The sequence below is a fragment of the Humibacter ginsenosidimutans genome (assembly GCF_007859675.1).
Lineage (GTDB): Bacteria > Actinomycetota > Actinomycetes > Actinomycetales > Microbacteriaceae > Humibacter > Humibacter ginsenosidimutans.
Genome location: NZ_CP042305.1, coordinates 3,767,869 through 3,793,293, shown reverse-complemented (window position 1 = coordinate 3,793,293; position 25,425 = coordinate 3,767,869). Strand labels below are relative to the sequence as shown.

At 63.2% G+C, this 25,425-nt stretch carries 13 protein-coding genes and 3 rRNA genes; 4 read left to right on the top strand and 12 right to left on the bottom strand.

The features are described 5' to 3' along the window. Nucleotides 1-92 precede the first annotated feature (92 nt). Complete coding sequence (locus tag FPZ11_RS17395; protein ID WP_146322295.1) at nt 93-1,235, top strand: Eco57I restriction-modification methylase domain-containing protein; 1,143 nt, start codon at nt 93-95, stop codon at nt 1,233-1,235. Here FPZ11_RS17395 and pglX read toward each other — a convergent pair. The 6 genes from pglX to FPZ11_RS17365 form a co-directional block, all read right to left on the bottom strand. Further along, a complete protein-coding gene (gene pglX / locus FPZ11_RS17390; protein WP_146322294.1) occupies nt 1,209-3,770 on the bottom strand; it encodes a BREX-1 system adenine-specific DNA-methyltransferase PglX in 2,562 nt (853 codons plus the stop codon). The genes FPZ11_RS17395 and pglX overlap by 27 nt on opposite strands. Next, a complete protein-coding gene (gene brxC / locus FPZ11_RS17385; RefSeq protein WP_146322974.1) occupies nt 3,770-7,258 on the bottom strand; it encodes a BREX system P-loop protein BrxC in 3,489 nt (1,162 codons plus the stop codon). The genes pglX and brxC overlap by 1 nt, the downstream gene beginning before the upstream one ends. Nucleotides 7,259-7,263: 5 nt before the next feature. Then, complete coding sequence (locus tag FPZ11_RS17380; protein WP_246846357.1) at nt 7,264-7,866, bottom strand: DUF1788 domain-containing protein; 603 nt, start codon at nt 7,864-7,866, stop codon at nt 7,264-7,266. Continuing rightward, nucleotides 7,863-8,483: a DUF1819 family protein gene (locus FPZ11_RS17375; protein WP_146322293.1), complete on the bottom strand. Its 621-nt coding sequence runs from the start codon at nt 8,481-8,483 to the stop codon at nt 7,863-7,865. Before FPZ11_RS17375 ends, FPZ11_RS17380 begins: the two co-directional genes overlap by 4 nt. 128 nt (nt 8,484-8,611) lie before the next feature. Next, nucleotides 8,612-9,823: a hypothetical protein gene (locus FPZ11_RS17370; protein WP_146322292.1), complete on the bottom strand. Its 1,212-nt coding sequence runs from the start codon at nt 9,821-9,823 to the stop codon at nt 8,612-8,614. A gap of 116 nt (nt 9,824-9,939) precedes the next feature. Continuing rightward, nucleotides 9,940-11,157 (bottom strand): Fic family protein, encoded by a 1,218-nt coding sequence (locus FPZ11_RS17365; protein WP_246846355.1) that lies wholly within the window; start codon nt 11,155-11,157, stop codon nt 9,940-9,942. Nucleotides 11,158-11,591: 434 nt separating this feature from the next. On the opposite strand from FPZ11_RS17365, the gene FPZ11_RS17360 reads away from it, so the two are divergent. From FPZ11_RS17360 to FPZ11_RS17345, 3 genes are all read left to right on the top strand, one after another. After that, nucleotides 11,592-13,076 carry a carbohydrate-binding protein gene (locus FPZ11_RS17360; protein WP_210415908.1) on the top strand — a complete coding sequence of 495 codons (1,485 nt, stop codon included), beginning with the start codon at nt 11,592-11,594 and terminating at the stop codon, nt 13,074-13,076. Between the two features lie 249 nt (nt 13,077-13,325). Beyond that, nucleotides 13,326-14,255, top strand: a complete 930-nt coding sequence (locus FPZ11_RS17350) for a hypothetical protein (RefSeq protein ID WP_146322290.1) — start codon at nt 13,326-13,328, stop codon at nt 14,253-14,255. A gap of 135 nt (nt 14,256-14,390) precedes the next feature. Next, the gene (locus FPZ11_RS17345; protein WP_146322289.1) at nt 14,391-15,233 is read left to right on the top strand and encodes a DUF4352 domain-containing protein; all 843 of its coding nucleotides are present in this window, start codon (nt 14,391-14,393) and stop codon (nt 15,231-15,233) included. Between the two features lie 80 nt (nt 15,234-15,313). Here FPZ11_RS17345 and rrf read toward each other — a convergent pair. From rrf to FPZ11_RS17315, 6 genes are all read right to left on the bottom strand, one after another. Then, nucleotides 15,314-15,430 (bottom strand): 5S ribosomal RNA (rrf, locus tag FPZ11_RS17340). Nucleotides 15,431-15,561: 131 nt separating this feature from the next. After that, nucleotides 15,562-18,676, bottom strand: a 23S ribosomal RNA gene (locus tag FPZ11_RS17335). A gap of 437 nt (nt 18,677-19,113) precedes the next feature. Next, nucleotides 19,114-20,645 (bottom strand): 16S ribosomal RNA (locus FPZ11_RS17330). The 16S, 23S and 5S rRNA genes sit together here, the layout of an rRNA operon. A 697-nt stretch (nt 20,646-21,342) precedes the next feature. Next, nucleotides 21,343-22,920 carry an L-arabinose isomerase gene (gene araA / locus FPZ11_RS17325; protein ID WP_146322288.1) on the bottom strand — a complete coding sequence of 526 codons (1,578 nt, stop codon included), beginning with the start codon at nt 22,918-22,920 and terminating at the stop codon, nt 21,343-21,345. Nucleotides 22,921-22,965: 45 nt separating this feature from the next. Next, complete coding sequence (locus FPZ11_RS17320) at nt 22,966-24,627, bottom strand: xylulokinase (protein WP_437438605.1); 1,662 nt, start codon at nt 24,625-24,627, stop codon at nt 22,966-22,968. Further along, nucleotides 24,624-25,349 carry an L-ribulose-5-phosphate 4-epimerase gene (locus FPZ11_RS17315; RefSeq protein ID WP_146322287.1) on the bottom strand — a complete coding sequence of 242 codons (726 nt, stop codon included), beginning with the start codon at nt 25,347-25,349 and terminating at the stop codon, nt 24,624-24,626. Before FPZ11_RS17315 ends, FPZ11_RS17320 begins: the two co-directional genes overlap by 4 nt. Nucleotides 25,350-25,425 lie beyond the last annotated feature (76 nt).

The window sequence follows — 25,425 nt, the reverse complement described above, 5'->3', positions numbered from 1 at the left end:
TCGTTGCCGAACTCCGCGCCCTGCGGGGTAGCCATACGGGTAGCCATCTTCGCCTTCCGTGGCGTGCCGTGCGGTGGGGCGCTCCTTCCCCGATGGACGCACAGTCGCTTTCAGTACTTCCGCTTGCACAGTTCATGAAGGACGAGTACGCAGACGTCAAGCAGGACCTCTACGGGGCATTTGCGGTGCGCGGCATCGAACTAGCTGACCGGCGAGGGCTCCTCGCCATTGTCATCGGCGATACCTGGATGTCCATCAAGTCGTTCGAGGCCTTGAGATTGCGGCTGCTCAACGGCCACGCCTTCGACTCGTTCGTCCAGATGAGGGACGTGTCTAACCACCCCGACATCTTCGGTGCCAACACCGCATTCGTGGTGTCGATGACCGGAGCTCGGAGTCGGCAGGCACCGTTCGTCCGCCTCACGTCGCTCGGTTCGGAGCGCAAAGAGCAGGAGCTGTGCGTTGCGCTCATAGACCGGACCAAAGACGCGGGGTTTCACCTTGCCTCGAGCGACGACTTCGCTGCGATCCCGGGCACCCCGATCGTCTACTGGCTCAGTGAAAAGACGCGGGGGTCATTTGCTGCGGGCAAGCCTCTGAGCGAGGTTGCGAATCTTCGGCAAGGTCTAGCAACGGCCGATAACGGCCGGTTCCTGCGCCAGTGGTGGGAGGTTGCCGCGACGCGGACCGCGTTCAGTTGCACATCACGTGAAGAGGCGGCGGCCAGCGGAGCGCGCTGGTTCCCGTACAACAAGGGCGGCGAGTTCCGAAAGTGGTACGGGAACCAGGAGCACGTCGTCAACTGGGAGCACGACGGAGCTGAGATCGTCGCCTTCAAACCACGCTCGGTTATCCGCAACCCCGGAACATACTTTTCACCGTCCGTGTCATGGTCGAAGATCAGCAGTGGGGCGCCAGCGTTCCGGTCGTACCCGCCGGGGTTCATTTACGACGTTGCAGGTACTTCGATCTTCGTCGCGAGCGGCCGCGAGCGACTTGGATTGCTCTCCTTCGCGAACTCGCGACTTGCTTATGAGCAACTGGCGGCCATCGCACCGACTCTCAACTTCGAAGTGGGACAAGTCGCTGGTCTTCCGATCGTAGATTCGGCAGAAGAGCGCGGCGTAGCGATGGCGGCACGAGCAGTTGAGACAGCGCAGGTGGACTGGAACACCCTTGAGACGTCTTGGGGCTTCGAGCGCAACCCGCTAGTCGAGATTGCCGCCGGTGGATGACCTCAAGGTGATGAGGGGATTCCTCTCAAATCCCCACGAGGTTTCAGCACTGTCCCAATCGTCCTGAGCGGTCTCGATGAGGCGGCCCATGGCGTCAGTCGAGAGCGCTCTGATTCCTTCGGCAACCGGGACGAGACCCACGTATCCGATGTGGAAGTGAAGTGTGGGCGCGACCACCTTCATGATCTCCATCACGTACCTGGAGTTCAGGAGCAACGTGATCTGGTCCAGCAGCCTTGGATCACCGAAGCCCGAGTGCCCTGTCGAGTCATGGATGAAACCCTGTGGGTAGCGGCGGAACGCAGCTTCCCCGGACGAAATGTCCGACCATGACACGGACGGTGAAAAGTATGTTCCGGGGTTGCGGATAACCGAGCGTGGTTTGAAGGCGACGATCTCAGCTCCGTCGTGCTCCCAGTTGACGACGTGCTCCTGGTTCCCGTACCACTTTCGGAACTCGCCGCCCTTGTTGTACGGGAACCAGCGCGCTCCGCTGGCCGCCGCCTCTTCACGTGATGTGCAACTGAACGCGGTCCGCGTCGCGGCAACCTCCCACCACTGGCGCAGGAACCGGCCGTTATCGGCCGTTGCTAGACCTTGCCGAAGATTCGCAACCTCGCTCAGAGGCTTGCCCGCAGCAAATGACCCCCGCGTCTTTTCACTGAGCCAGTAGACGATCGGGGTGCCCGGGATCGCAGCGAAGTCAGCCTGCGCCACCTCGAAACGGTGGTAGTCGACGTCGCGAAAGAGATTCTCGATCGTAGTGACCGCGCGTACTTCGACATGCTGTTCGAACAGGCGTCGGTAGACGCCAGTAGTTGTTGGGCTAGGGACGACGTTGCCGATCACGAAGGCGACGGACCCGAAGTCCGACCCGAAGACCCCTCGCCCGAGATGGACCATCGATGCGATCCGCTGGGTCTGCAGGAGGTCGCGGCGCAGTTGCTCGAATGACTTCAGTGACATCCATGAGGGAAGGCCGATCATGGCCCAAGATCCACCGAGCACCGTGAGCTCTTGGCCACGAATCATGAACGCGGTCATGAGATCGGCCTTGCCGGTCGCGTACTCGTCCTTCATGAACTGTGAAAGACGGGCGTTCATCTGCTTGCTACCCATGTAGGGCGGGTTCGCGACCACAACGGCGTACCGCCGCGCCAAGTATTCGGCTTGCTCGATGACATATTGTGCCCAATCGAGCGCGTCGGCACGGAGTATGTCGTCGTGGTCCTCGAGCGTGGCGAGGTGGTCGGCTAGCCGAGAGGTCAGGCTTCGGTTCGGCCGTATGAGGGAGCCGAAGGTGTCGGCCTCAGCGAACTGATTCCAGAAGGCTTCTTCGGCATGCTTGTCCCCGTCTTTGGTGACGAGGAAATCCAGCTCATCGGCGCTAAACGAGATCGGCTCGATGACACAGATATTCGGTTGGATGTGCTTGTTGAAGAAGGTGCGTTGACGCGCGCGGGCCTTCATCGTCAGTGCGAACGCGGCCAGCGACCCGGCACGCCGGTCGATTTCTGTGCCGTAGAGGTTGTGCGTGAGGATTTTGCCCGGAATGTCGGATGGTGCCTCGCCCTGTTCCTCGTAGATCGCATAGAGGAGGTCGAAAGCGTAGGTCAGCATGTGTCCTGACCCGCACGCCGGGTCGATGACGGTCAGTTCCTCAGCCTTGCCGATTCTGAGAAAGTCGGTCTCCTCGTCGACAGGAGCGATGTAGTACTCCATCTGGTTGACGAGGTGCGAGTCCGGGTGGTTGAGCACCCACAGGCGACCGAGGGAGTTCTCGACGAGATAGCGGACGATCCAGTGCGGGGTAAAGAGCTGAGTGGCCGCGGGGATCTCATCGGCGCCGGCCTTCTTGTTCTTCTTGAAACCTGCGAAGACCTCGTCCTTCCGCTCCGAGATGTAGAACTGGTAGAGCCAGCCGATCACCTCGACGTCATGGCAGACCTCCTCCGTCAGCACGGCGACGGCGCGGGCGCGCACCGAGTCGTCGGCAAGAAGGTTCGCGGGGATGAGCAGCTCGGTGTAGTCGCCTTCCCGCTCGAACATGAACGGCATGGAGCGGTGCCAGTGATGGCAGTAATCGGCCAGCAGCAGGCTGTACGCCTCGCCCTGCGGATCAGCGCTGCGGCGTGTGCCGTCCAAGAGTGCCGTGATCGTACCGGCGGTGCGCATTCCGACGATGTCGGTGTCGATGACGCCACGCTTGGCGTCGGCGAGCACTTCCGGCTGCCCGGAAACCTGTCCGCGGTGGGGTGAGACGATGCCGACGCCGGTATATCCGTTCGCATCCATGAACCGCAGCGCGATGATCCGGTTGAACCAGGTGTAGGCGACCTTGTCCGCGACCTTTGCGCGACCGGCAGCTTCACCGCCGGCGGCCTTGACGGCGGTCTCCAGCGACTTGATGGCGGCCGTATTCTCGACTCGCTCACTGGAGCTCGGCGCGAGGACCGTGGCGATCCGCGCGCCGACCTGCTTAATCAGTTCGGTGCGCGCCCAAGTAGCGAACGACTTCAGCGGTGCGGTTCCCATCAGAGTGCGATTCGCTTTCCGTCTTCGAGGGCATGGATGAGGGAGTCGCGCAGCGCCTTGAGGTAGGCGTCGACATCGTCAGGGGACTCCAACGGGCCGGGGACGCCGCGTGCGGCGATCGTCTTGATCGAGACCGTCTGCTTCACGGACATAGGATCCGGGTCAGGATGGTCTTCAAGTCGACGGGCGGAGAGCAGGTCGAGGATGGCCGGGTACCCGGTCTCTTCGAACCCGTTGGCCAGTTCGCGGATGACCGCAATCTGGCTCTCCGAGCCGATGCGCGCGGTGAGCGAGTCGATCTGCGCGGTCGCCTTGGCCTGAGCTTCGTCGGTGGCCTCCGAGTAGATGGTGCTCGTGAGGAGCACGTCGCGGCGCGAGGTGACCTCCTCGACCGCGTCGGAGCGATTGGTGCCGACCGCGGCGGCGATCTGATCACTGAGAGCGTCGGCGACCTGCCTGAGCTGGGTCATCTTGCTGCCGCGGAACGCCTGCGGGTCGTCGAGCAGACTTGTCACCGCTTCATCGCTGCCGTGCGGCAGGTAGGCGAGATTGCTGGCGTTGTCCCGAAGCAACTTGGCCGCGTCGTCGTAGATCGTGCGCTGGTTGCCGTTGAGGAACGCCTGGATCGGGTCGATGACGTTGTCTTTGGCTTCCAGTAGTTCGTCGTCGAGGGCGAAATCCGTCAGATACCACTCGTCGGTCTTGCCGACGACCTGTTCGAGCAACGCGATCGGCGCATCGAGCTGGCTGACGAAGGGATACTTCGAACCGCTGACACGGGCCTTGAGCTCGTCGAGCTTCGCGTGCAGTCTCTCGCCGCCGTAGCGCGCCAGCTCGAGCGGGTCCTTGGTCACAGATGGATCGCTGAAGAACTCGATGCAGAATGAGCGGAACGCCGAGACTTTTCTATCGTCGAAGCTCTTCTGTGGCGCGACCACGGCGTGCGTGCGTTTCAGTGCATTCACGAGGTTCGTGGCCACTTCGCTGCGTTTGAGCGTGTTGCCGTCCACGGTCAGCGCAACCTTCGACGCTCCGACGAGATACGCGATCACGACCTCGACGGACAGGAGATCCCAGCCGTACGGCTTCGTGCCGAAGGTGTCTACGAGTGCTTTAGCGGTGATCTGCTCACCAACACGGTCGCGGCGCAGCACGTGCGAGAGCATTTCCTCGCCGGGGACCGCGAGCTTCGACAGGCTTGTCGCGTCGAACATGCCGCTTTGATCGGGGTTGGCCGCGCTGGCCACCTGTTGCTCGGTGTACGCCACACCACCGAGCAGGCTCAGCTGGGTGTACGTACGGGCGATGAGGTCCTGGAAGCCATCCGTCACTCGCGCCAGCGGGTCTTGCGATGAGGAGGACACGTCGGCTGCGTTGATCACGAGCTCTGCGGAGCCGACTGCGCGCTTGATGCGCTCGACCAGTTCCTTCTCGCGTTCGACGTTCTGCGCTGCTTTGGAGCGCAGGATGCGGTCCGCGTCGGCCGACAGCGTGCTGGTCCTCTTGCGCTTGGTGTACTTCTCGGTCTTGATCAGCAGCCGAAGGTCGGCGAGCAAACGGTCGTCGGGTTGCATGATGACGAGCAGCTCGTCCTTGCCCGCGCTGTGCATGCGGATCTCTTCGGGCGAGTACGGGTACTCCGGAGTGATGAAGTGCAGCGAGAGTTCGTGGTTCTGTCCGAAGACCTGATCGTCCAGTTTGTACCCGAAGGCGAAGTCTTGCCCATTCTTGGCGTACTTCAGCTTGGACGTCTTGATCACGTCCGCGGTGAGAATCTTGTTGAGCCGGGAAGAGAGCTCGGAGGCGTCGATGTCGACGGCCTTGATCTCCTTCTCCATGTCCTGTTCGAGGTCAGTCAGGTATTCGTACGTGTTGCCATTGCGCTGGATGTAGGTCTGCGTCTCCAGCACGGTGAGGGCCTCCTGCACCCGCTTGGCCAGCGCCGGCAGATCGAGGCCGAACCGGTCGTAGACCAGCACGGTCAGGTTGCGAGCCGTCGCACGGAACCCGTCGACGTACTTCACCAGGAACAGCGTCTTGAGCAACCGCACGGCCAGTTCGTTGTCGAGCTGATGCTCGGCCTCGAGCACGTGCTTCTGCGCCGCCGACTTCAGCGAGGAGCGGATGCCCGCGAACATGCTGTCGAACGTGGCAAGCTGCCCGACCGGCACATTGCCGAGGTCCTTCGCGACCTGCTGTACGACGCCGAGCATCGAACGCTCACCGACCGAGCTGTTTCGACCCTCGAACACGTTGTGATCGGAGATGCCCTCGATTGCCGACTGGAACAACGGGAATTGGTAGTTCACGAACGGGTAGGTGCCGATGAACTGATCTTCGGTCGTGTAGTTGCGGTAGGTTTTCGCGCCGTCGACGAAGTCGAACAGCGTCTTGAAGTTCGCCGACTCCGCTGCGTACACCGTGCTCAGCGCCGCCGCGCCGGCATCGTTCTTCTCCAACAGACGCTTGCTGATCACTTCTTCGACGTCGGCGCTGGTGAGCTTCACGCGCGTCGTGAACCGGGCCTGAATCTTCGAGAAGTCGTTGCCCTGCTGCTTGGTGCGGTCGCCGATGACGCGATCCATGTCCTCTTGCGAGGTCACCATGATCCACGCGCGCCCCTCGCACTTCGTGTTGAGCGACTCCGCGATGGTCTGGAGGTTCAGCATCAGGTGCGTGTTATTGCCGATGAACTGGCCGACCTCGTCGACGAAAAAGTTCAGCCGGAAGTCCTTCTCCTGCTTGCCCAGCCAGGCCTTCACCTCGTCAGCGAAGTCCTCGATCGAGACCGAGTAGGTGTCCTGATAGATCTTCAGGATGTCCGGTGCCGTCGTCACGTCGATGCCGGTCACCTGGGCATACGCCTCATTGACCTGCTGGCGGACAGTCGGCAGGCCGAAACTCGGACGGCGCTCTTCCCATTCGCGGCCTGCGATAGCCCGGAACGCGTCCTTGAACGCATCGAGCTGGCCCTCCTCATCGAGCTGATGCTCGAACCGGGCGATGAATCCTTGATCCCCGTAGTAACCGCGCGACTCATCGAAGACCTGCACGAACACGCGCAGCAGCGCGTCGGCCTGATCCTTGCTGATCAGCGGGGCCTTCTGATCGATGTTGAACAGCAGACTCTTCGCCGGAATCCGATCCGCCTTGGTGATCAGCGGGGGAAGGAAGGCGTCCTCGGCCTTGGCTCGAAACGTCTCGGAAACCGCGGCACGCGCATAGTCCTGACCCTCGACGTCTCCGAGGAGGTGGGCGAGCATCTTGAGAAGGTGTGACTTACCAGAGCCGAAGAAACCCGAGATCCACACGCCGTTGGCGTTCGTGTAGTTCGTATACGCCTCAAGGAGCTGCTCCAGCCCCTTGGCAGCTTCGTTCGTGAGGACGTACTCTTCGACCTCGGTGCCCAGATTCCTGGCGTCATCGGCTTTGACGACGCCCTCGATCGGACGCTGGACATCCTTGGCGAAGATCTCGTGCAGCTGCATATCGGTCACGGTTCCTGTTCGAGGATGTTTTTGGCGCGGTAATACTGGTCGTCCTTCAGCCGACCGAACAGCACGAGGGAGGACCCCAGCGTGTCGGACTGCTCGTATCGGCCAGGGAAGAACATCACCATTGGTTTGCCGGTCACCACGCTTTGCAGGTTGTTCAGCACGTTGTGCGACCGGATGTAGGGGAAGACCTCACCGATACCGGTGAGGAACAGGATGTCGAATCCGCCATCGGCGATCTTCGCGGCGATCGCTGGCGCCAGATGCTGTTGCGGGTTGAGCATCGAACGCAGCACCTCGGTGAACTCGGACTTGTCGACCGTTGGCTCTATCTCCAGGACTTCGTCCCAGTCACCACGTTCCTTGAGGATCTCTACCGATAGGTCGTAGAGATTAACCTCGCGAACCTGGATGCCCTTCTCAGTCGCGAGCCGAGTCTTGATGCGCTTCTTCGCCTTCGTCACGTCGAGTGCTTTCTCGGGAGGGTAAGGATAGATGAAGAAGGGGATCTCGTTACTCAGACCCTCCATGTTGAGAAACCGGTCACCACTAAGGACCTCGAAGATATGCGTCTCGTCCTTGACTACCGTTGAAGTATTCACGCTGTGAGTAGCTCCACTTCCGAGTCACTAAGCGGGAAACGTCGAAGGTCCGTCACGGCCCGCTCGCGCATGACGTCGACAAACCTCGAAGAAGGCAAGTGGATCACGATATGTCCATCCACCGACACGAGGTCCGCTTCCCGCATCATTCGAAAGGTGTTCTGCCTGAGTTTGGCGAGCGTGGCAGGAGTGAGGTCCGCAAGTTCGGTGTGCCACTGAGTCTTGGCCCTAACAAAGGACAGGAAGTCGTCGGAGCCGACCGTCGGAAGCATTCGGAGGAAGCGATCGCGCAACACCTCGTCAGCGAAGTCGGCGAGGAACGAGAAGCGTCGGCACGCGGCAACCCAAAGCAGATCAGCACGTTCTGCACTGGTCGCGTCAGCGAGAAACATCAGCTCGGCCCCACTGAGTTCGGTCAAGCGGCCTAAAACTTCGCGGCTGACGGTTCGTTTCGACTGCTCCGTGCGCTGTTGCAGAAGGTTTTCACGCATGATCTGGCGTCGCGCCTCAGCCGCATCGCCTGCGTGCACCAGAACGGGAGCCGCAAGCAGCGATTCGCGCACGAAGAGGCCACCCGTGGTGAACGACAGCCGATAGCGTACGTTGTCCGATGTCATGAGTCCCCGATCGAAACGGCCTCTGGAGTACCGCAAGGATTCTCCGTGGGCGTGATCGTTGGGCACTGCTGGCTTCTCCGTGAAACAGTCGTTCCAGCGTAGCGAGGCAATAGCGAATGTGATGCCTCTCACGCCCCGACAAGCTGCTTCTGCGTCACGAACGAGTGCTCGCCCAGTTCATCCTTCCAGTACACGAGCGTAGGCGAGGCGCCGCCGCCACCCGACGCCGGAGCGTCCAGCTCTGCCCTCGTCGTACGAGCAGAATCGATGAGCGACTGGAACTGGCTGGTGATTTCCTTCTCGCTCGCCATGGTCTCCACGTACGCGGCCTTGTACTTAGCCAGCTTCTTCTCAGAGGTCACGCCCTCGCCGCCCGGAAGGCTGCGCTCAGCCCAATTGAGGCCCGAGCGCTTCCCCTCAAGCTCCTCGATTCGGTCCTTGAGGGCGTCCGAACGATTCTGCAGGCGTTGCCAGTACTCGATCCCGTCGTCGATAGTCGCCTTCAACCGGCCCGTCGATGCGCTCACCGACTTCGGGTTCTCCTGCATGTCGACGCACACGCGGAGGTACGCGATGCGCAATTCGATGAACGACGAGAGCATCGCACTGTGCGCGTCATAGTTCGCCTGCTGCACCTCGTCTAGGTCCGCAGCAGCAACCATGTCGCGCGACTGCACCAGCTGCTGGAATCGCGACGCCAGAGCCTTCGTGTCTCGCTCCGCGAGCGCAAGGCGCACCAGCATGTCAATCGAGAAAGAGCCCTCGACAGCGTATTGCGCGTACACATCGTCGACGATTCTGGATGCCGCGAGCAGCTCCCCCGCATACGTCGCCTCAGTGCGCGCGATCGCTCGGTCGAGGGTGCCCTTGATCGCATCGAGCTTCCGATCCACCTGCTTGAACTGCTGCATCATCACAGCTGTGTTCAGCGCTTGGATCGCCATGATCGGTGCCACAACGGGAAGCGAACTCGCCACCGCGATGAAGGGCGCCTGCGAAACGATCCCGGTCGCGCCCATCACGGCACTGCCGACGCCGTTACCGATGGTCATGAGAGTCGCCGGGTTCGCTGTTGCCATGAACAGGGTCGAGGAGAACGCCGCCGAAAGGGCCGTTGCACCCGCAGCTGCTCCGGCCACACCGAGCGACATGGCGCCCTGCGGTGACACCGCCTTCGCGTCTGAAACATAGTTACCGGTCGCGAGATAGCCCTGTTGCAGGCTGGAGACCATCAGATCCCGCAGCTTTCCCTGAAACTCGAAGACCGCGAGCTCTGATCCCTCGGTCCCAATGCGTCGCACGGCGACTTCTTGAGGCTGTTCTTCCGCAGATGTGTCCACGAGTCCCCTTTCGGCGCGACAAGCCTAATGGTGAGCGATGCTTCACAATCCGGCGTCCTCGCGTCGAAGGCGGTTCGAGATACCCCCAGTTGTGGCGCATGCAATCGGCCTCAACGTCACCGCCCCGCACGCACCCCCTCCCGGCGACCAGCGCGCGCGGCGAAGCGGTCGAGGGCATCCGTGATGTCGGATGCCGCCCAGCTGCGGTTGCGTCGCCCCGGTCGTGCGGGGGTCAGAATGCCTCGCTCCACCAGGGTGTCGATGGCACGGTAGGCCGTCTGGTCCGCGATGCCCAGGTGTTGCTGCAAGAGGACGACGTTGACGACCGGATGCTCGAACGCCACGCCTGCGACTCTGCGCGCCGCTGCGTCGCTGCGCAGCCCACTGAGCGCGGCGTCGTATTCCTCCCGAATCGTACGGATGTCGTCGAAGAGCAGGTTGCCGTTGCGCACGGCTTCGCCCGCGGCATCCACGAAGACCGTGACGATCGGTTCGATGTCACCTGCACGGTACGCGGTCAGGGCCGCGAAGTAGGCATCGAGGTCGTGCAGCAAGCCGGCCGACACGGGCACGGCGACGTTCAGGGTGGTACCGCGTCGCCGTAGCAGGGACTGCACGAGCGCCCGCCCGGTGCGACCGTTGCCGTCGAGGAACGGGTGGATGGTCTCGAACTGGGCATGCGCTATGGCGACGTGGGCAATGACGGGCACATCCGTGCGGCGCGCGAAGCCCAGTAAATCGTGCATGGCCGATGGAACGCGCTCCGCGACAGGCGGAATGAAGTCCGCGCGGTGGGGACTGACGGCGTTGCCGCCGATCCAGACCTGTTCGACCCGGTACTCGCCCGTCTTTTCCGGGGCGCTCTCCGCGAGCAGGGCAGCCTGCATGGCGACGATCGTCTCGTCGCTCAGCTCGTCGGCAAGTTCGAGCGCGGCCGACAAGGCGCGAACGTTGCGCACGATCAACGCCGCGTTGCCGTGGTCACGTTCGCCGAGCTCGGCCTCCGCAACCGCTCGCGCACTGCTCGTGAGATTCTCGATCTGCGACGACGATGCGGATTCGCTGCGCAGCAGAATGGATTCGAACGGGAGAACCGTGGCCCCGGCGCGGCTGTCGAAGCGCGACAGCAGAACGGATGCCTCTTCCGCGTCCGCGAGCAGCTGCGAGTTGATCGACACCTTCCGGTCCGCGACCTCCGGAGTCACCGCCGCCGCGTACGGCTGCTGCATCTGAATCCATTGCCTGCCCGAGACCTCACCGCGAGCGAAGCTCGTCACCCATCGGCGGTCCTCATAGGTCACCGCAGGCCAGGAGCTGACTGCTGATTCGACCACCGAGCCTCCAACCGTTGTGGGAACAGCGTACTCATTATCCACACTTAATGGCATAAGTGTGAGTACTTGGAGCGGTAGAGATCAGCTGTCAGCCGTATCCCCGAGCGGATGTCGGTGGCCCCGTGCGTCCTGCTCTATTCACCACTCGGCGGGTGCCGCTCGGCGTGAACTCCACGCGGCAAGTTGACCGCACCGGATGATCTGCTCACGACGATCGCGGCTCAGGGTCCTGTGCCCTATCTCAGACAATCCGGTCCCTCATCCGCCCCCAAAAGGGTTACGCCCCACCCTCCGCCCCCGCTAAGCTTCCGAGCTGCCGCCTCCAGTGAAAGTCGATGCCTCGGCGTGCCCGCCGCGGGTTGCAGACGCCTGCAGCCGCGTGCGCGCGCCGGCCGATGGCATCCGCTTACGACGAAGTAGGAGGGTTCACGACAGTGCGTATTGCACATCTCACACGGGGGCGGCTGCGCCGTCTCTGCACGACCGTCGCACTCGGCACGGCCGCGGTGACGCTCGGCACGCTCGGTCTCGGCGCCACGGTGGCGAACGCGGCCGACAGCGGCACGACGGGGTCGAGCTCGTCGAGCAGCACCTCGACGACCGCGGCATCCACGGCGCTGAGCGCCAACTGGTATGCCTCGGCACCGTATTTCATGCCCGACGACAACAATCCGCCCGACATCGCGGCGGTCATGCAGGCCACGGGGCAGAAGGCGTTCCAGCTGTCGTTCATCCTCGCTGGCTCGGGCTGCACGGCCACCTGGGACGGCACCACCGCTATCGGCGCCGACCCCGCGGTCGCCGCCGCGATCTCCACCATTCGCGCGGCGGGCGGCGACGTCTCCGTGTCGCAGGGCGGGTATGCGGGCACCAAGCTCGGGCAAGTCTGCTCGTCGCCGCAAGCCGAGGCTGCCGCACTGCAGAAGGTGCTCGACACCTACAGCCTGCACGCCATCGACTTCGACCTCGAGGAGCCGGAGTACGAGAACACGACGGCGGTGAACAACGAGCTCGGCGCCGCGCAGATTCTGCAGCAGACCAACCCGGGACTCTACGTGTCGATCACCATGCCCGGCACGTCGTCGGGCACCGGATACTTCGGCGAGAACGTGCTGAAGACCGCGAAGGGGCTCGGTTTCACGCCGGCCAACTTCTCGATCATGCCGTTCGACAACGGCATCAACGGCGCCGACCAGACGATCGCGGCGCTGACCGCGTTCAACGGACTGCTGCAGAAAGATCTCGGGTGGGATGCCGCCACCGCGTGGGCGCACGAGGGCTTCTCCGGCATGGACGGCCGCTCCGACTCCGGCGAGATGTTCACCACCGATGACTTCGCCGCCATCCGCACGTTCGCGCAGACCAACGGCATGGCCCGCTTCACGTTCTGGTCGGTGAACCGCGACCGCCCGTGCGACGCCAGCGAGACGAGCTCCAAGACCTGGGGCGACTGCAGCAGCACGGATGCCCCGGCCTGGTCGTACACGGCCCAAACGGTCGCCTTCGCGAACAACTCGTCCGTTGCGCAGCCGCCGGCCGGCGGAACGACGCCGCCGGCCACGCCGCAGTGCGCCGCCGCGTACGTTTCGTCCACCGCCTACACAACGGGCCAGGAGGTCTCCTACAACGGCCACAACTGGACGGCCCAGTGGTGGACGCAGGGCGGAGCGCCCGCGGCCGGCGGCGCCTGGACAGATGACGGACCGTGCCAGGGCACGCCGGCATCGGGCGGCGGCACCGGCTCAGGCGGCTCAGGCGGCGGCACCTGCGCGCTCGCGTGGGTCTCGACCACCGCGTACGGCGGTGGCACCGAGGTGTCGTACAACGGCGACAACTACACCGCCAAGTGGTGGACGCAGGGCGAGACGCCCGGCGTCTCCTCGGTGTGGACCGACGCGGGGGCGTGCACCGCGTCCTGACGCGTCTTGAGAAGGGGCGGCTGGGTGACGGCACCGAGCCGCCCCTTCTGCTGTCCGGACGCTGAGCTCGCGCACCAGCGGCTTGCGGGGTCGGGCCGCCTAGTACGTGAGCCCTCCTCGCATAAATGTCGGTGGCATCCCTCACTCTGTTCTATTCGCCACTCGGCGGGTGTCGCGCATCGTGAATCGCACGTCGCACGGCCCACCCAGGGCCCACAGCAACAGGCCCGTGCACCACAGGGATGCACCATGTTCCACCTCATCGCCGCCGTCGGCGGACCCACCTACGATCCTTCTCCGGCCGTCATCGACCGCATCGAATCGGCGACGGCCGCCGACCCGGCCTCCGCCGTCGCTGCGGTCGTGCTCACCGTCCTCGCGCTGCTGCTCGTCGGCGGCGCACTCACCACCTGGCTCCTTCTGCGCGCGAACCGCAAAGCGCGCATCGCGGCGCTCTCTCCCGCCGAGCGCGAACGACGGGATGCCGTCACCGAGTACCGCGCCCGCCTCTCCGCCGCAGAGAAGGGGCTCACGGCCGCCACGAAAGAACGCGCGCACCGGCTCAAGTCCTGCGAGAAGGCCCTCGCCCAGGCGCACGCCGCGGCGGGGCGCCCGATCGCGAGCTACCGCGGGCGGGACGGCGGAGCATCCGTCACTCCCCTGTACCTCGAGGTGCCGCAGGGCCGGTTCGCGCTCACCCCCGCCATCACGGCCACCGTCGACACGGCGGGCAACCTCGCCACGAGCAGCAGGTCCACGCTCACCCGCATCGCGGCGGGCGGACTGCTCTTCGGGCCGGTCGGCGCCATCATCGGCGGCGTCGCCAAGAAGACGCGGGTGCACGACACCCGCGAGCTCTACCTGCTGATGCAGGGCGACACGTTCGCCACGCTCATCACCTGCGCGCCCGACGACGGCCAGCGCGTTCGCCATTTCGCCGCCGTCGTGCGCCAGGCCGCGCTCAACTCCGACGCGGCGCGCGCCTACCAGGCCCAGGCTGTCGCCTACGCAGAGCAGGCGCTGGCCCTCGAGCAGCAGAACGTGGGCGCCGTGGATGCCGCGCGGCACTCCCTCGAGGCCGCCACCGCCGACACGGCCCGCATGGATGCCGCGGCCGCCGCGCTCGCGCAACAGCAGCCGCCCACGCCGCCCACCGCGGGCCGCTCTACCGCGGGTTGAGGAGCCCCGCGCGCGGGGCGTCTCGAAACCCGGCCCACAGGAACACGGGTTTCGAGACGCGGCGCAAGCGACGCTCCTCAACCCTCGACAAAACCACCGTCGCAACAATCCCAACACGAACGTCGAGCAATCATCATGATCAAGAACACCACCACCCGTTCCTTCCGCAGCTGGCCGCGGCCGCTGCGCATCCTCTCCCTCGTCGCGGCGGGCGTGCTCGCGCTGGCCATCATCGGAGCGTCCGCCTTCGCCGGTTACACCGCATTCCTGGCGCCGCCTCTCGCGAAGGCGCAGCAGGAGCAGTGCGACCACTCGTTCTCGTCTGACGCGGGGCGCGCGGCCTGCGTGGCTGGACATCCCGACAAGGCGAAGGCCGCCGACCGGACGGCCGCGCAACTCGCGAAGCAGCACGCGCTCGTGAAGCGGTGCCAGTCCCAGTACGACGACCTCACGGCGCAGACCGACTGCGCCAACGGTGACACGGCATCCGCCGACGCCGATCAGGCTGCAGCGGACAAAGCGGCCGCCGACGCAGAGAAGGCCGCGACCGCTGGACAGTCGTACGACAACCCGGTCGCTGTCGGCACCCATGTGTCGATGCAGAACACCAACCGGCTCGACGGCTCCGTCGTCACCTACTCCGAGTGGATCTCCGGATTCAACGCCGACTGGCGCGGCTACGACGAGTTCGAGGCGCCCGACGCCGGCATGAAGTACGTGGCGTTCGTCGTGCACGTGCAGGCAACCGACGCGGGCGTGGATGCCGGTGCCATCGCCTACGACGCCAGCTTCACCGACGCGACGGGCAACGTCTACGACCACGCCGACGCCGAGTTCGAGGCGAAGCCGCAGATGCCGCAGGTCACCCTCGGCGCCGGGCAGCAGACCAGCGGCGTCGTCGTCTTCCAGGTGCCGGCCTCGGTGTCGACGGGTGTCGCCACCTTCGGTGACGGCACCGTGTTCGAGGCGGTGCGGTAGGAGCGCGCACGGGGCCAGTCGCCGACGCGCCTGTTAAATGCGTAATGCCCACCTCGAAAGGTGGGCATTACGTGAAGTGTGTTCGGCGGTGTCCTACTCTCCCACAGGGTCCCCCCTGCAGTACCATCGGCGCTGTCAGTCTTAGCTTCCGGGTTCGGAATGTGTCCGGGCGTTTCCCTGACGCTATGGCCGCCGAAACTCTGTTGATCTGTGGTGTGCAACCCCCGTGCGGTCACCGTGTTGGTGGTTGGGGGTTGGTTTCCGACCGTAGATCGGGAACCACATAGTGGACGCGAGTTCTGTCACGATTCGTGACGGAAAAGATTGTGTTGTCAAGTTGTTGGCTTATTAGTACCGGTCAGCTGCACAGGTCTTTCGTCCCTGCTTCCACATCCGGCCTATCAACCCAGTCGTCTGGCTGGGAGCCTCTCACCCGAAGGTATGGAAGTCTCATCTTGAGGCCGGCTTCCCGCTTAGATGCTTTCAGCGGTTATCCATCCCGAACGTAGCTAACCAGCGGTGCTCCTGGCGGAACAACTGGCACACCAGAGGTTCGTCCAACCCGGTCCTCTCGTACTAGGGTCAGATCCTCTCAAACTTCCTACGCGCGCAGCGGATAGGGACCGAACTGTCTCACGACGTTCTAAACCCAGCTCGCGTACCGCTTTAATGGGCGAACAGCCCAACCCTTGGGACCTACTCCAGCCCCAGGATGCGACGAGCCGACATCGAGGTGCCAAACCATGCCGTCGATATGGACTCTTGGGCAAGATCAGCCTGTTATCCCCGAGGTACCTTTTATCCGTTGAGCGACAGCGCTTCCACAAGCCACTGCCGGATCACTAGTCCCGACTTTCGTCCCTGCTCGACCTGTCAGTCTCACAGTCAAGCTCCCTTGTGCACTTACACTCGCCACCTGATTGCCAACCAGGTTGAGGGAACCTTTGGGCGCCTCCGTTACTCTTTAGGAGGCAACCGCCCCAGTTAAACTACCCACCAGGCACTGTCCCTGAACCGGATTACGGTTCTAAGTTAGACATCCAGAGTGACCAGAGTGGTATTTCAACAATGACTCCACGAACACTAGCGTGCCCGCTTCATAGTCTCCCACCTATCCTACACAAGCCACACCGAACACCAATACCAAGCTGTAGTAAAGGTCACGGGGTCTTTCCGTCCTGCTGCGCGTAACGAGCATCTTTACTCGTACTGCAATTTCGCCGAGTTCGCGGTTGAGACAGCTGGGAAGTCGTTACGCCATTCGTGCAGGTCGGAACTTACCCGACAAGGAATTTCGCTACCTTAGGATGGTTATAGTTACCACCGCCGTTTACTGGGGCTTAAATTCTGAGCTTCGCCTTGCGGCTAACCCTTCCTCTTAACCTTCCAGCACCGGGCAGGCGTCAGTCCGTATACATCGTCTTGCGACTTGGCACGGACCTGTGTTTTTAGTAAACAGTCGCTTCCCACTGGTCTCTGCGGCCTTCAAACGCTTTCGGAGCAAGTCCTAATACGCCTCAGGCCCCCCTTCTCCCGAAGTTACGGGGGCATTTTGCCGAGTTCCTTAACCACGATTCTCTCGATCTCCTTGGTATTCTCTACCTGACCACCTGAGTCGGTTTAGGGTACGGGCGGCTGGAACCTCGCGTCGATGCTTTTCTCGGCAGCATAGGATCACCAACTTCCCCAAACGGGTCCGCATCGTGTCTCAGCCTTGATGAACGACGGATTTGCCTATCGTTCGGCCTACGCACTTGCACCGGGACAACCATCGCCCGGCATCGGCTACCTTCCTGCGTCACACCTGTTAATACGCTAGCCGCACCAGCATAGGGTCGAGTGCTACCTCCCCGACCATCACCCCGAAGGGATCCGGAAAGGGTTTCGGACTCTTAGCATTACTGGATTGACTGGGGCGGTTCTTCGCCGGTACGGGAATATCAACCCGTTGTCCATCGACTACGCCTGTCGGCCTCGCCTTAGGTCCCGACTTACCCAGGGCGGATTAGCCTGGCCCTGGAACCCTTGGTCTTTCGGAGGACGGGTTTCTCACCCGTCTTTCGCTACTCATGCCTGCATTCTCACTCGTGTAGGCTCCACGGCTGGTTCACACCGCCGCTTCACTGCCCACACGACGCTCTCCTACCCATCAACACGGCTGGACCACGAAGGCCTACCACTAATGTCAATGCCACAACTTCGGTGGCGTGCTTGAGCCCCGTTACATTGTCGGCGCGGAATCACTTGACCAGTGAGCTATTACGCACTCTTTCAAGGGTGGCTGCTTCTAAGCCAACCTCCTGGTTGTCTGTGCAACTCCACATCCTTTCCCACTTAGCACGCGCTTAGGGACCTTAGTTGGTGGTCTGGGTTGTTTCCCTCTCGACGATGAAGCTTATCCCCCACCGTCTCACTGCTGCGCTCTCACTTACCGGCATTCGGAGTTTGGCTGACGTCAGTAACCTTGTAGGGCCCATCGGCCATCCAGTAGCTCTACCTCCGGCAAGAAACACGCAACGCTGCACCTAAATGCATTTCGGAGAGAACCAGCTATCACGAAGTTTGATTGGCCTTTCACCCCTACCCACAGCTCATCCCCTCCATTTTCAACTGAAGTGGGTTCGGTCCTCCACGACGTCTTACCGTCGCTTCAACCTGGCCATGGGTAGATCACTTCGCTTCGGGTCTAGGACATGCGACTGAAATCGCCCTATTCAGACTCGCTTTCGCTACGGCTACCCCACACGGGTTAACCTCGCCACATATCGCTAACTCGCAGGCTCATTCTTCAAAAGGCACGCTGTCACCCCAACAAGGAGGCTCCAACGGTTTGTAAGCAAACGGTTTCAGGTACTATTTCACTCCCCTCCCGGGGTACTTTTCACCTTTCCCTCACGGTACTTGTCCGCTATCGGTCATCTGGGAGTATTTAGGCTTATCAGGTGGTCCTGACAGATTCACACGGGATTTCTCGGGCCCCGTGCTACTTGGGATCCTCTCCGCCCTGGCACAGCATTTCGGTTACGGGACTGGCACCCTCTACGGTCGACCTTTCAAAGCCGTTCACCTACACCATGCGCATCGACGTGAACTCCAGCGGAAGTTCGTGAGAGTCCCACAACCCCGACCATGCAACGCCCGCCGGCTATCACACATGATCGGTTTAGCCTCATCCGCGTTCGCTCGCCACTACTAACGGAATCACTGTTGTTTTCTCTTCCTGTGGGTACTGAGATGTTTCACTTCCCCACGTTCCCTCTACCCGCCCTATATATTCAGGCGGGAGTCACCAGGTCACCCAAAGGGCCTGGCGGGGTTTCCCCATTCGGAGACCCTCGGATCAAAGTTCGCTTATCAACTCCCCGAGGCTTATCGCAGATTGCTACGTCCTTCTTCGGCTCCAGATGCCAAGGCATCCACCGTTCGCTCTTAGAAACTTGAAATCACATGAGTCAGAATCGATCGCCACCAGCAAAGCCGGTGGAGATAGACCAATGATCTGTAAGTCAATACAAAAAGTATTGAACAAGATCTTTGTGATCGACCCCTATAAAGGGATCAATCTAAGATGCTCGCGTCCACTGTGTAGTTCTCAAAATACGGTCGGAACCCCCCACCAGCCCAACACCACGGTCAGACAAGAAAAGGGGCCCAGAGGTTCAGGTACGACCCCGAAAGGCCGGCCCGGTCCCTCAGGACCCAACAGCGTGCATGTCGCAAACTTCCACCCCGGACCCGTTCCTTGCCTCCGAAGAGACCGTACTGAGATCCGTGAGCATCCGCCCACGACCCATGTCAATGTTCCACCCATGAGCAACCAGCCGAGAACATTCGTCTCGGATCTGGCGCCTGGACACCAAAAGGTGCCAGTGCTCCTTAGAAAGGAGGTGATCCAGCCGCACCTTCCGGTACGGCTACCTTGTTACGACTTAGTCCTAATCACCGATCCCACCTTCGACGGCTCCCTCCAAAAAGGTTGGGCCACCGGCTTCGGGTGTTACCGACTTTCATGACTTGACGGGCGGTGTGTACAAGGCCCGGGAACGTATTCACCGCAGCGTTGCTGATCTGCGATTACTAGCGACTCCGACTTCATGAGGTCGAGTTGCAGACCTCAATCCGAACTGAGACCGGCTTTTTGGGATTCGCTCCACCTTACGGTATCGCAGCCCTTTGTACCGGCCATTGTAGCATGCGTGAAGCCCAAGACATAAGGGGCATGATGATTTGACGTCATCCCCACCTTCCTCCGAGTTGACCCCGGCAGTCTCCTATGAGTTCCCACCATCACGTGCTGGCAACATAGAACGAGGGTTGCGCTCGTTGCGGGACTTAACCCAACATCTCACGACACGAGCTGACGACAACCATGCACCACCTGTATACGAGTGTCCAAAGAGTTCCACATTTCTGCAGCGTTCTCGTATATGTCAAGCCTTGGTAAGGTTCTTCGCGTTGCATCGAATTAATCCGCATGCTCCGCCGCTTGTGCGGGCCCCCGTCAATTCCTTTGAGTTTTAGCCTTGCGGCCGTACTCCCCAGGCGGGGCGCTTAATGCGTTAGCTGCGACACGGAAACCGTGGAATGGTCCCCACATCTAGCGCCCAACGTTTACGGCGTGGACTACCAGGGTATCTAATCCTGTTCGCTCCCCACGCTTTCGCTCCTCAGCGTCAGTTACGGCCCAGAGAACTGCCTTCGCCATCGGTGTTCTTCCTGATATCTGCGCATTCCACCGCTACACCAGGAGTTCCATTCTCCCCTACCGCACTCTAGCCTGCCCGTACCCACTGCAAGCCCGAAGTTGAGCCTCGGGATTTCACAGCAGACGCGACAGACCGCCTACGAGCTCTTTACGCCCAATAATTCCGGACAACGCTCGCACCCTACGTATTACCGCGGCTGCTGGCACGTAGTTAGCCGGTGCTTTTTCTGCAGGTACCGTCACTCCGAAAAGCTTCTTCCCTACCAAAAGAGGTTTACAACCCGAAGGCCGTCATCCCTCACGCGGCGTTGCTGCATCAGGCTTGCGCCCATTGTGCAATATTCCCCACTGCTGCCTCCCGTAGGAGTCTGGGCCGTGTCTCAGTCCCAGTGTGGCCGGTCACCCTCTCAGGCCGGCTACCCGTCGTCGCCTTGGTAAGCCATTACCTCACCAACAAGCTGATAGGCCGCGAGCTCATCCCAAACCAAAAAATCTTTCCACCCACAACAGATGCCTGTATGGGTCATATCCAGTATTAGACGCCGTTTCCAGCGCTTATCCCAGAGTCCGGGGCAGATTACTCACGTGTTACTCACCCGTTCGCCACTGATCCCCCCAGAGCAAGCTCCAAGGTTCACCGTTCGACTTGCATGTGTTAAAGCACGCCGCCAGCGTTCGTCCTGAGCCAGGATCAAACTCTCCATAAATGAACAAACCCACAGCCCCGGAAAAACCAGAACCATGGAAATATCACCCACCAAGCAAAAAAAACTTGGACGAGCTGATCTGACTAGAATCGAATCTCAAACTGACAATCCGAAAATATCTAATCCAAAGGAATCTCAAACACCAACAAAAACGTTGATGCCGAGGTTAATTGGCATATGACATAGTGCACGCTGTTGAGTTCTCAAGGATCGGACACTCCTGACCATCGGCCTCGCGGCCTACTTGTCGGGGTGACTTCCCGTACGACCATCGTCCACGATTCGAGCGCAAGGCTCGAGGTCTGGAGCAATGGAAGGTCTTCGCCTCAGGCCAGTGGTTCTCTCCCGTGAAGGAGTAGCTCTTCGGCCGAGGATCGGTCCCGCTTGAGGCCGGAAGCTTTTCAAGCTTTCCGCACCTTTGGGGTGACAAGTAAGTACTTTACGGACTCCGCGGGGTGCGGGCAAATCGCGCCCGCACCCCGGGCGTGTCGCGCTCGCGGGGCCGTCATCGTTCGCGATCGCGAGCCCTGGTCGCACTCCCTGCGGACTGGCTCCGCAGGCAAATCTCGCGGGAACAGGCGCATTGTGCCTGTTCCCGCGAGGAGAGCGCGCTCCTGCCTGTTTTCGGGAGGTGGAAGGCGGGCAGGCGGGCGAGGTGGTGCGGGCAGGCGGGCGGGGTGCGGCGGGGCAGGGTGGCTCAGATGCCTCTGGCAAGGCGGTAGTAGGCGGCGCTCCACTGCAGTTGCTGTTCGAACTCCCGCGGGCGGGTGTGCTCGTCGATGATGACGAGCTCGGTACCGGACATCCTGGCGAAGTCCTCCCACGCCTGGATGCCGACCGCGTTCGTCATCACCGTGTGGTGAGCGGCGCCGGCCTGCAGCCAGGCCCACGCCGACGTGCGGAAGTCGGGCTGCGGCATCCACACCGCACGGCCGACAGGCAGCTTGGGCAGCGGCTGCGACGGCGCCACGACCTCGACCACGTTCGCGGTCAACCGGAACCTGTCGCGCAGGTCCGACAGCGCCACGACGACGGCGGGGCCGGCGTCCGCGTTGAAGACGAGACGCACCGGGTCATCCTTGCCGCCGATGCCCAATGGGTGGATCTCGAGCGTGGGCTTCGCCGTGGTCAGCGACGGGCTCACCTCGAGCATGTGCGCACCGAGGATGCGCTCCTGCCCGGGCGTGAGGTCGTACGTGTAGTCCTCCATGAGGGATGCCCCGCCCGGCAGCCCCGCACCCATCACGTTCGCGATGCGCACCAGCACCGCCGTCTTCCAGTCGCCCTCCGCACCGAACCCGTAGCCCTCGGCCATCAACCGCTGCACCGCCAGGCCCGGCAACTGCTTCAGGGCGCCGAGATCTTCGAAGTTCGTGGTGAACGCCCCGAAGCCGCCCTCCTCGAGGAACGAGCGCAACCCCAGCTCGATCGCTGCCCCGTCCCGAAGCGACTGATGCCGATCTCCCCCGCGCCGCAGCTCGGGCACCACGTCGTACAGGTCCTCGTACTCGGCCACGAGCGCGTCGACGTCGGTCTCAGAAGCCCCGGCGACGGCATCCGCGAGCTCGTTCACGGCCCACGTGTTCACCTGCACGCCGAACACGTGCTCGGCCTCGGTCTTGTCGCCCTCCGTGACCGCGACGAAGCGCATGTTGTCGCCGAACCTGGCGAGCTTGAGCGATCGGGATGCCGCCAACCCGGCCGCCGCGCGCATCCACGTCGCGATACGCCCGCTCACCGCCGGGTCGCTGACATGGCCCACCACCGTGGTGCGAGGCACGCCGAGACGGGTCTGGATGTAGCCGAACTCACGGTCGCCGTGTGCGGCCTGGTTCAGGTTCATGAAGTCGAAGTCGATCTCCGCCCACGGCAACTCCACGTTCGCCTGCGTATGCAGATGCAACAGCGGCTTCTGCAGCACATCCAGACCCGTGATCCACATCTTCGCCGGGCTGAACGTATGCATCCACGCGATCACACCGATCACGGCATCGCTCGAGTTCGCCTCGAGCATGACCCGACGGATCTCCTCCGACCCGGTGAGCACCGGCTTCCACACCACCTTCACCGGTACATCGATCCCGAGCCGGTCGGCGATCGCACGGGACTGGTCGTCGACCTGCGCGAGCGTCTCCGGCCCGTAGAGGTGCTGGCTTCCGGTGAGGAACCAGACCTCATAGCCGTCGAATGGGCCCACGGAGCGTGAGGGACCCGTGCGATGCGGAGCATCGAACGGGAGAGCGACGGGGGAGGTGGTCAGCGGGGTGCGGGTCATCGGTGGTCCTTAAGAGAAAGGTGCGGGAGGTGCATGCGGATGGGGTCAGAGGGCATCGATCGCCGCGCGCTCGACGGCCAGGCCGTCTCGGTAGCGATCGAGGTAGGCGGCGAAGCCGACCACGTCGACGGGGTCAGGGGCGACGACCTGCACGGAGGCGTCCCGGAACACGGTCTCGTCGAGAAAACGCGCCAGCGAAAGCTGCGCGGAGTCGGACTCGGATGCCGCCACCCGGCGCGCGTAGGCCGCGAGCGCGGCGATGCCCCACGCCCCACCCTCCGCCGCGGTGTCGGCGACCGCGATGGGGGCATCCAGCGCCGCGGCGAGGAATCGCTGCGCGACGCCCGCCGTGCGGAAGACACCGCCGTGGGCGTGCATCCTCTCGAGTTCGACCTTCTCGTCGACGAGCGCGCGCATGCCGAGGCTGAGCGTGCCGAACACGCCGTAGAGCTGCGCGCGCATGAGGTTGCCGAGCGAGAGTCGGCTGTCGGGCGTGCGCACGACGAGCGGACGCCCCTCGTCGGTGGCGGTGATCGGCTCGCCGGCGAGGTAGTTGTACGCGAGCAGGCCTCCGGCATCGGGGTCGCCGCTGAGCGCCTCGCGCAACAACACCTCGAACACGCGGTCGGGGTCGAGCGGCGTGCCTGCCGCCGCGGCGAATCGACCGAACAGGCCGGCCCACTCCGCCAGCTCGCTGGCGCCGTTGTTGCAGTGCACCATGGCGACCGGGTCGCCGGCGGGCGTCGTCACGACGTCGAGCTCGCGGTGAGGATGCTCGAGCGCGCGTTCCAGCACCACCATCGCGAAGATGCTCGTGCCCGCGCTGACGTTGCCGGTGCGCGGTGAGACCGCATTGTTCGCCACCATGCCGGTGCCGGCATCGCCTTCCGGCGGGCACAGCGGCACGCCGGGTAGCAGCGTTCCGCTCGGGTCGAGCAGCGTGGCGCCTTCAGCGGTGAGCTCGCCGGCCGCGGCGCCGGCCGTCAACACCCCGGGAAGAAGGGACCGCAGAGGAGGCACCGATGGATTCGAGGCGGACGCATCGAAGCGAGCCAACAGCTCGTCGTCGTAGTCGCGCGTCGTGGGGTCGATCGGGAACATGCCGGAGGCATCCCCCACTCCGAGCACCTTGCGGCCGGTCAGCTTCCAGTGCACGTAGCCGGCCAGCGTGGTGAGAAAGGCGACGTCGCCCACGTGGGGCTCCTCGTCGAGCATCGCCTGACGCAGGTGCGCGACCGACCATCGCAACGGGATGTTCACCCCGAACAGCTCACTCAGCTGGGCGGCCGCGCGACCCGTGCTGGTGTTCCGCCAGGTGCGGAACGGCACCAGCAGGTCGCCGCTGTCATCGAAGGCGAGGTAACCGTGCATCATCGCGGAGACGCCGATCGCTCCGAACGTCGTCGGCTGCACGTCGTAGCGGCGACGCACGTCGGCCACGAGGTCGGCGTAGGCGGCCTGGATGCCGGCCCAGACATCCTCGAGCGCGTACGTGAAGAGGCGGTCGACGAACACGTTCTCCCAGTCGTGGCCACCGGAGGCGATGGGCACGGCGGGGTCGTCGCCGATCAGGCACGCCTTGATCCGTGTGGACCCGAGCTCGATGCCGAGCACCGCGCGGCCGGCCAGGATGGCGGCGGCCGCACGCGCCGCCGGTTCCAACCCCTCGACTCGCTGCGCTCGCTCAGGAAGCTCGGCGTCGGTCACGAGGCGCTCCTTCTGGCATCGGTCTGCTGGCCGTACACGTTCTGGTACCTGTCGTACAGCGCGTCGATCGCCTCCTGGGGCAGCGGCACGACCGTGCCGCCCTGGCGAGCGATCTGCACCGTGCGCGCCACGTCTTCGAGCATGACCGCCGCCTTGACGGCATCCTCGGCGCTCACGCCGACCGTGAACGGACCGTGGCCGCGCATGAGCACGGCGCGGCTGCGGTGGCCGCGCAGCGTCTCGACGATGCCGCGGCCGATGGAGTCGTCGCCGATGATCGCGAACGGCCCGACCGGGATAGGCCCTCCGAACTCGTCGGCCATCGCCGTGATCGCGCACGGGATCTCCTCACCGCGCGCCGCCCAGGCCACCGCGTAGGTGGAGTGCGTGTGCACGACGCCGCCGACCTCCGGCATGTTGCGGTAGACGTGCGCGTGCGCCGCCGTGTCGCTGGACGGCGCGCGCTCGCTCCCGTGCGTGCCCGCCACCACGTTGCCGTCGAGGTCGCAGAGCACCAGGTCATCGGCGGTCAGGTCGTCGTAGGAGACGCCGGACGGTTTGATGACGAACAGGTCGTCACCCGGGTCGCCGCCCCTGCGGACTCGGCCGGAGACGTTGCCTCCCGTCCACACCACCAGTCCGTAGCGCACGAGCTGCGCGTGCAGCGACGCCACCCGGCTGCGCACGTCATGGATGACGGGGTCGTCATCGAAGGCGGGCATGCGGTTCTCCCTCAAGGTCCGACGCGTGACGTCGGGCCGGCAGCGCACGGCCGACCCGACGTCATCGTCATGGGTC

What these genes read in the sequence shown, in the direction of transcription:
- FPZ11_RS17395 (WP_146322295.1), top strand. Translation starts at nt 93, where the DNA reads ATGGACGCACAGTCGCTTTCAGTACTTCCGCTTGCACAGTTCATGAAG.
- pglX (WP_146322294.1), bottom strand. Translation starts at nt 3,770, where the DNA reads ATGGGAACCGCACCGCTGAAGTCGTTCGCTACTTGGGCGCGCACCGAA.
- brxC (WP_146322974.1), bottom strand. Translation starts at nt 7,258, where the DNA reads ATGCAGCTGCACGAGATCTTCGCCAAGGATGTCCAGCGTCCGATCGAG.
- FPZ11_RS17375 (WP_146322293.1), bottom strand. Translation starts at nt 8,483, where the DNA reads ATGACATCGGACAACGTACGCTATCGGCTGTCGTTCACCACGGGTGGC.
- FPZ11_RS17350 (WP_146322290.1), top strand. Translation starts at nt 13,326, where the DNA reads ATGTTCCACCTCATCGCCGCCGTCGGCGGACCCACCTACGATCCTTCT.
- FPZ11_RS17345 (WP_146322289.1), top strand. Translation starts at nt 14,391, where the DNA reads ATGATCAAGAACACCACCACCCGTTCCTTCCGCAGCTGGCCGCGGCCG.
- araA (WP_146322288.1), bottom strand. Translation starts at nt 22,920, where the DNA reads ATGACCCGCACCCCGCTGACCACCTCCCCCGTCGCTCTCCCGTTCGAT.
- FPZ11_RS17315 (WP_146322287.1), bottom strand. Translation starts at nt 25,349, where the DNA reads ATGCCCGCCTTCGATGACGACCCCGTCATCCATGACGTGCGCAGCCGG.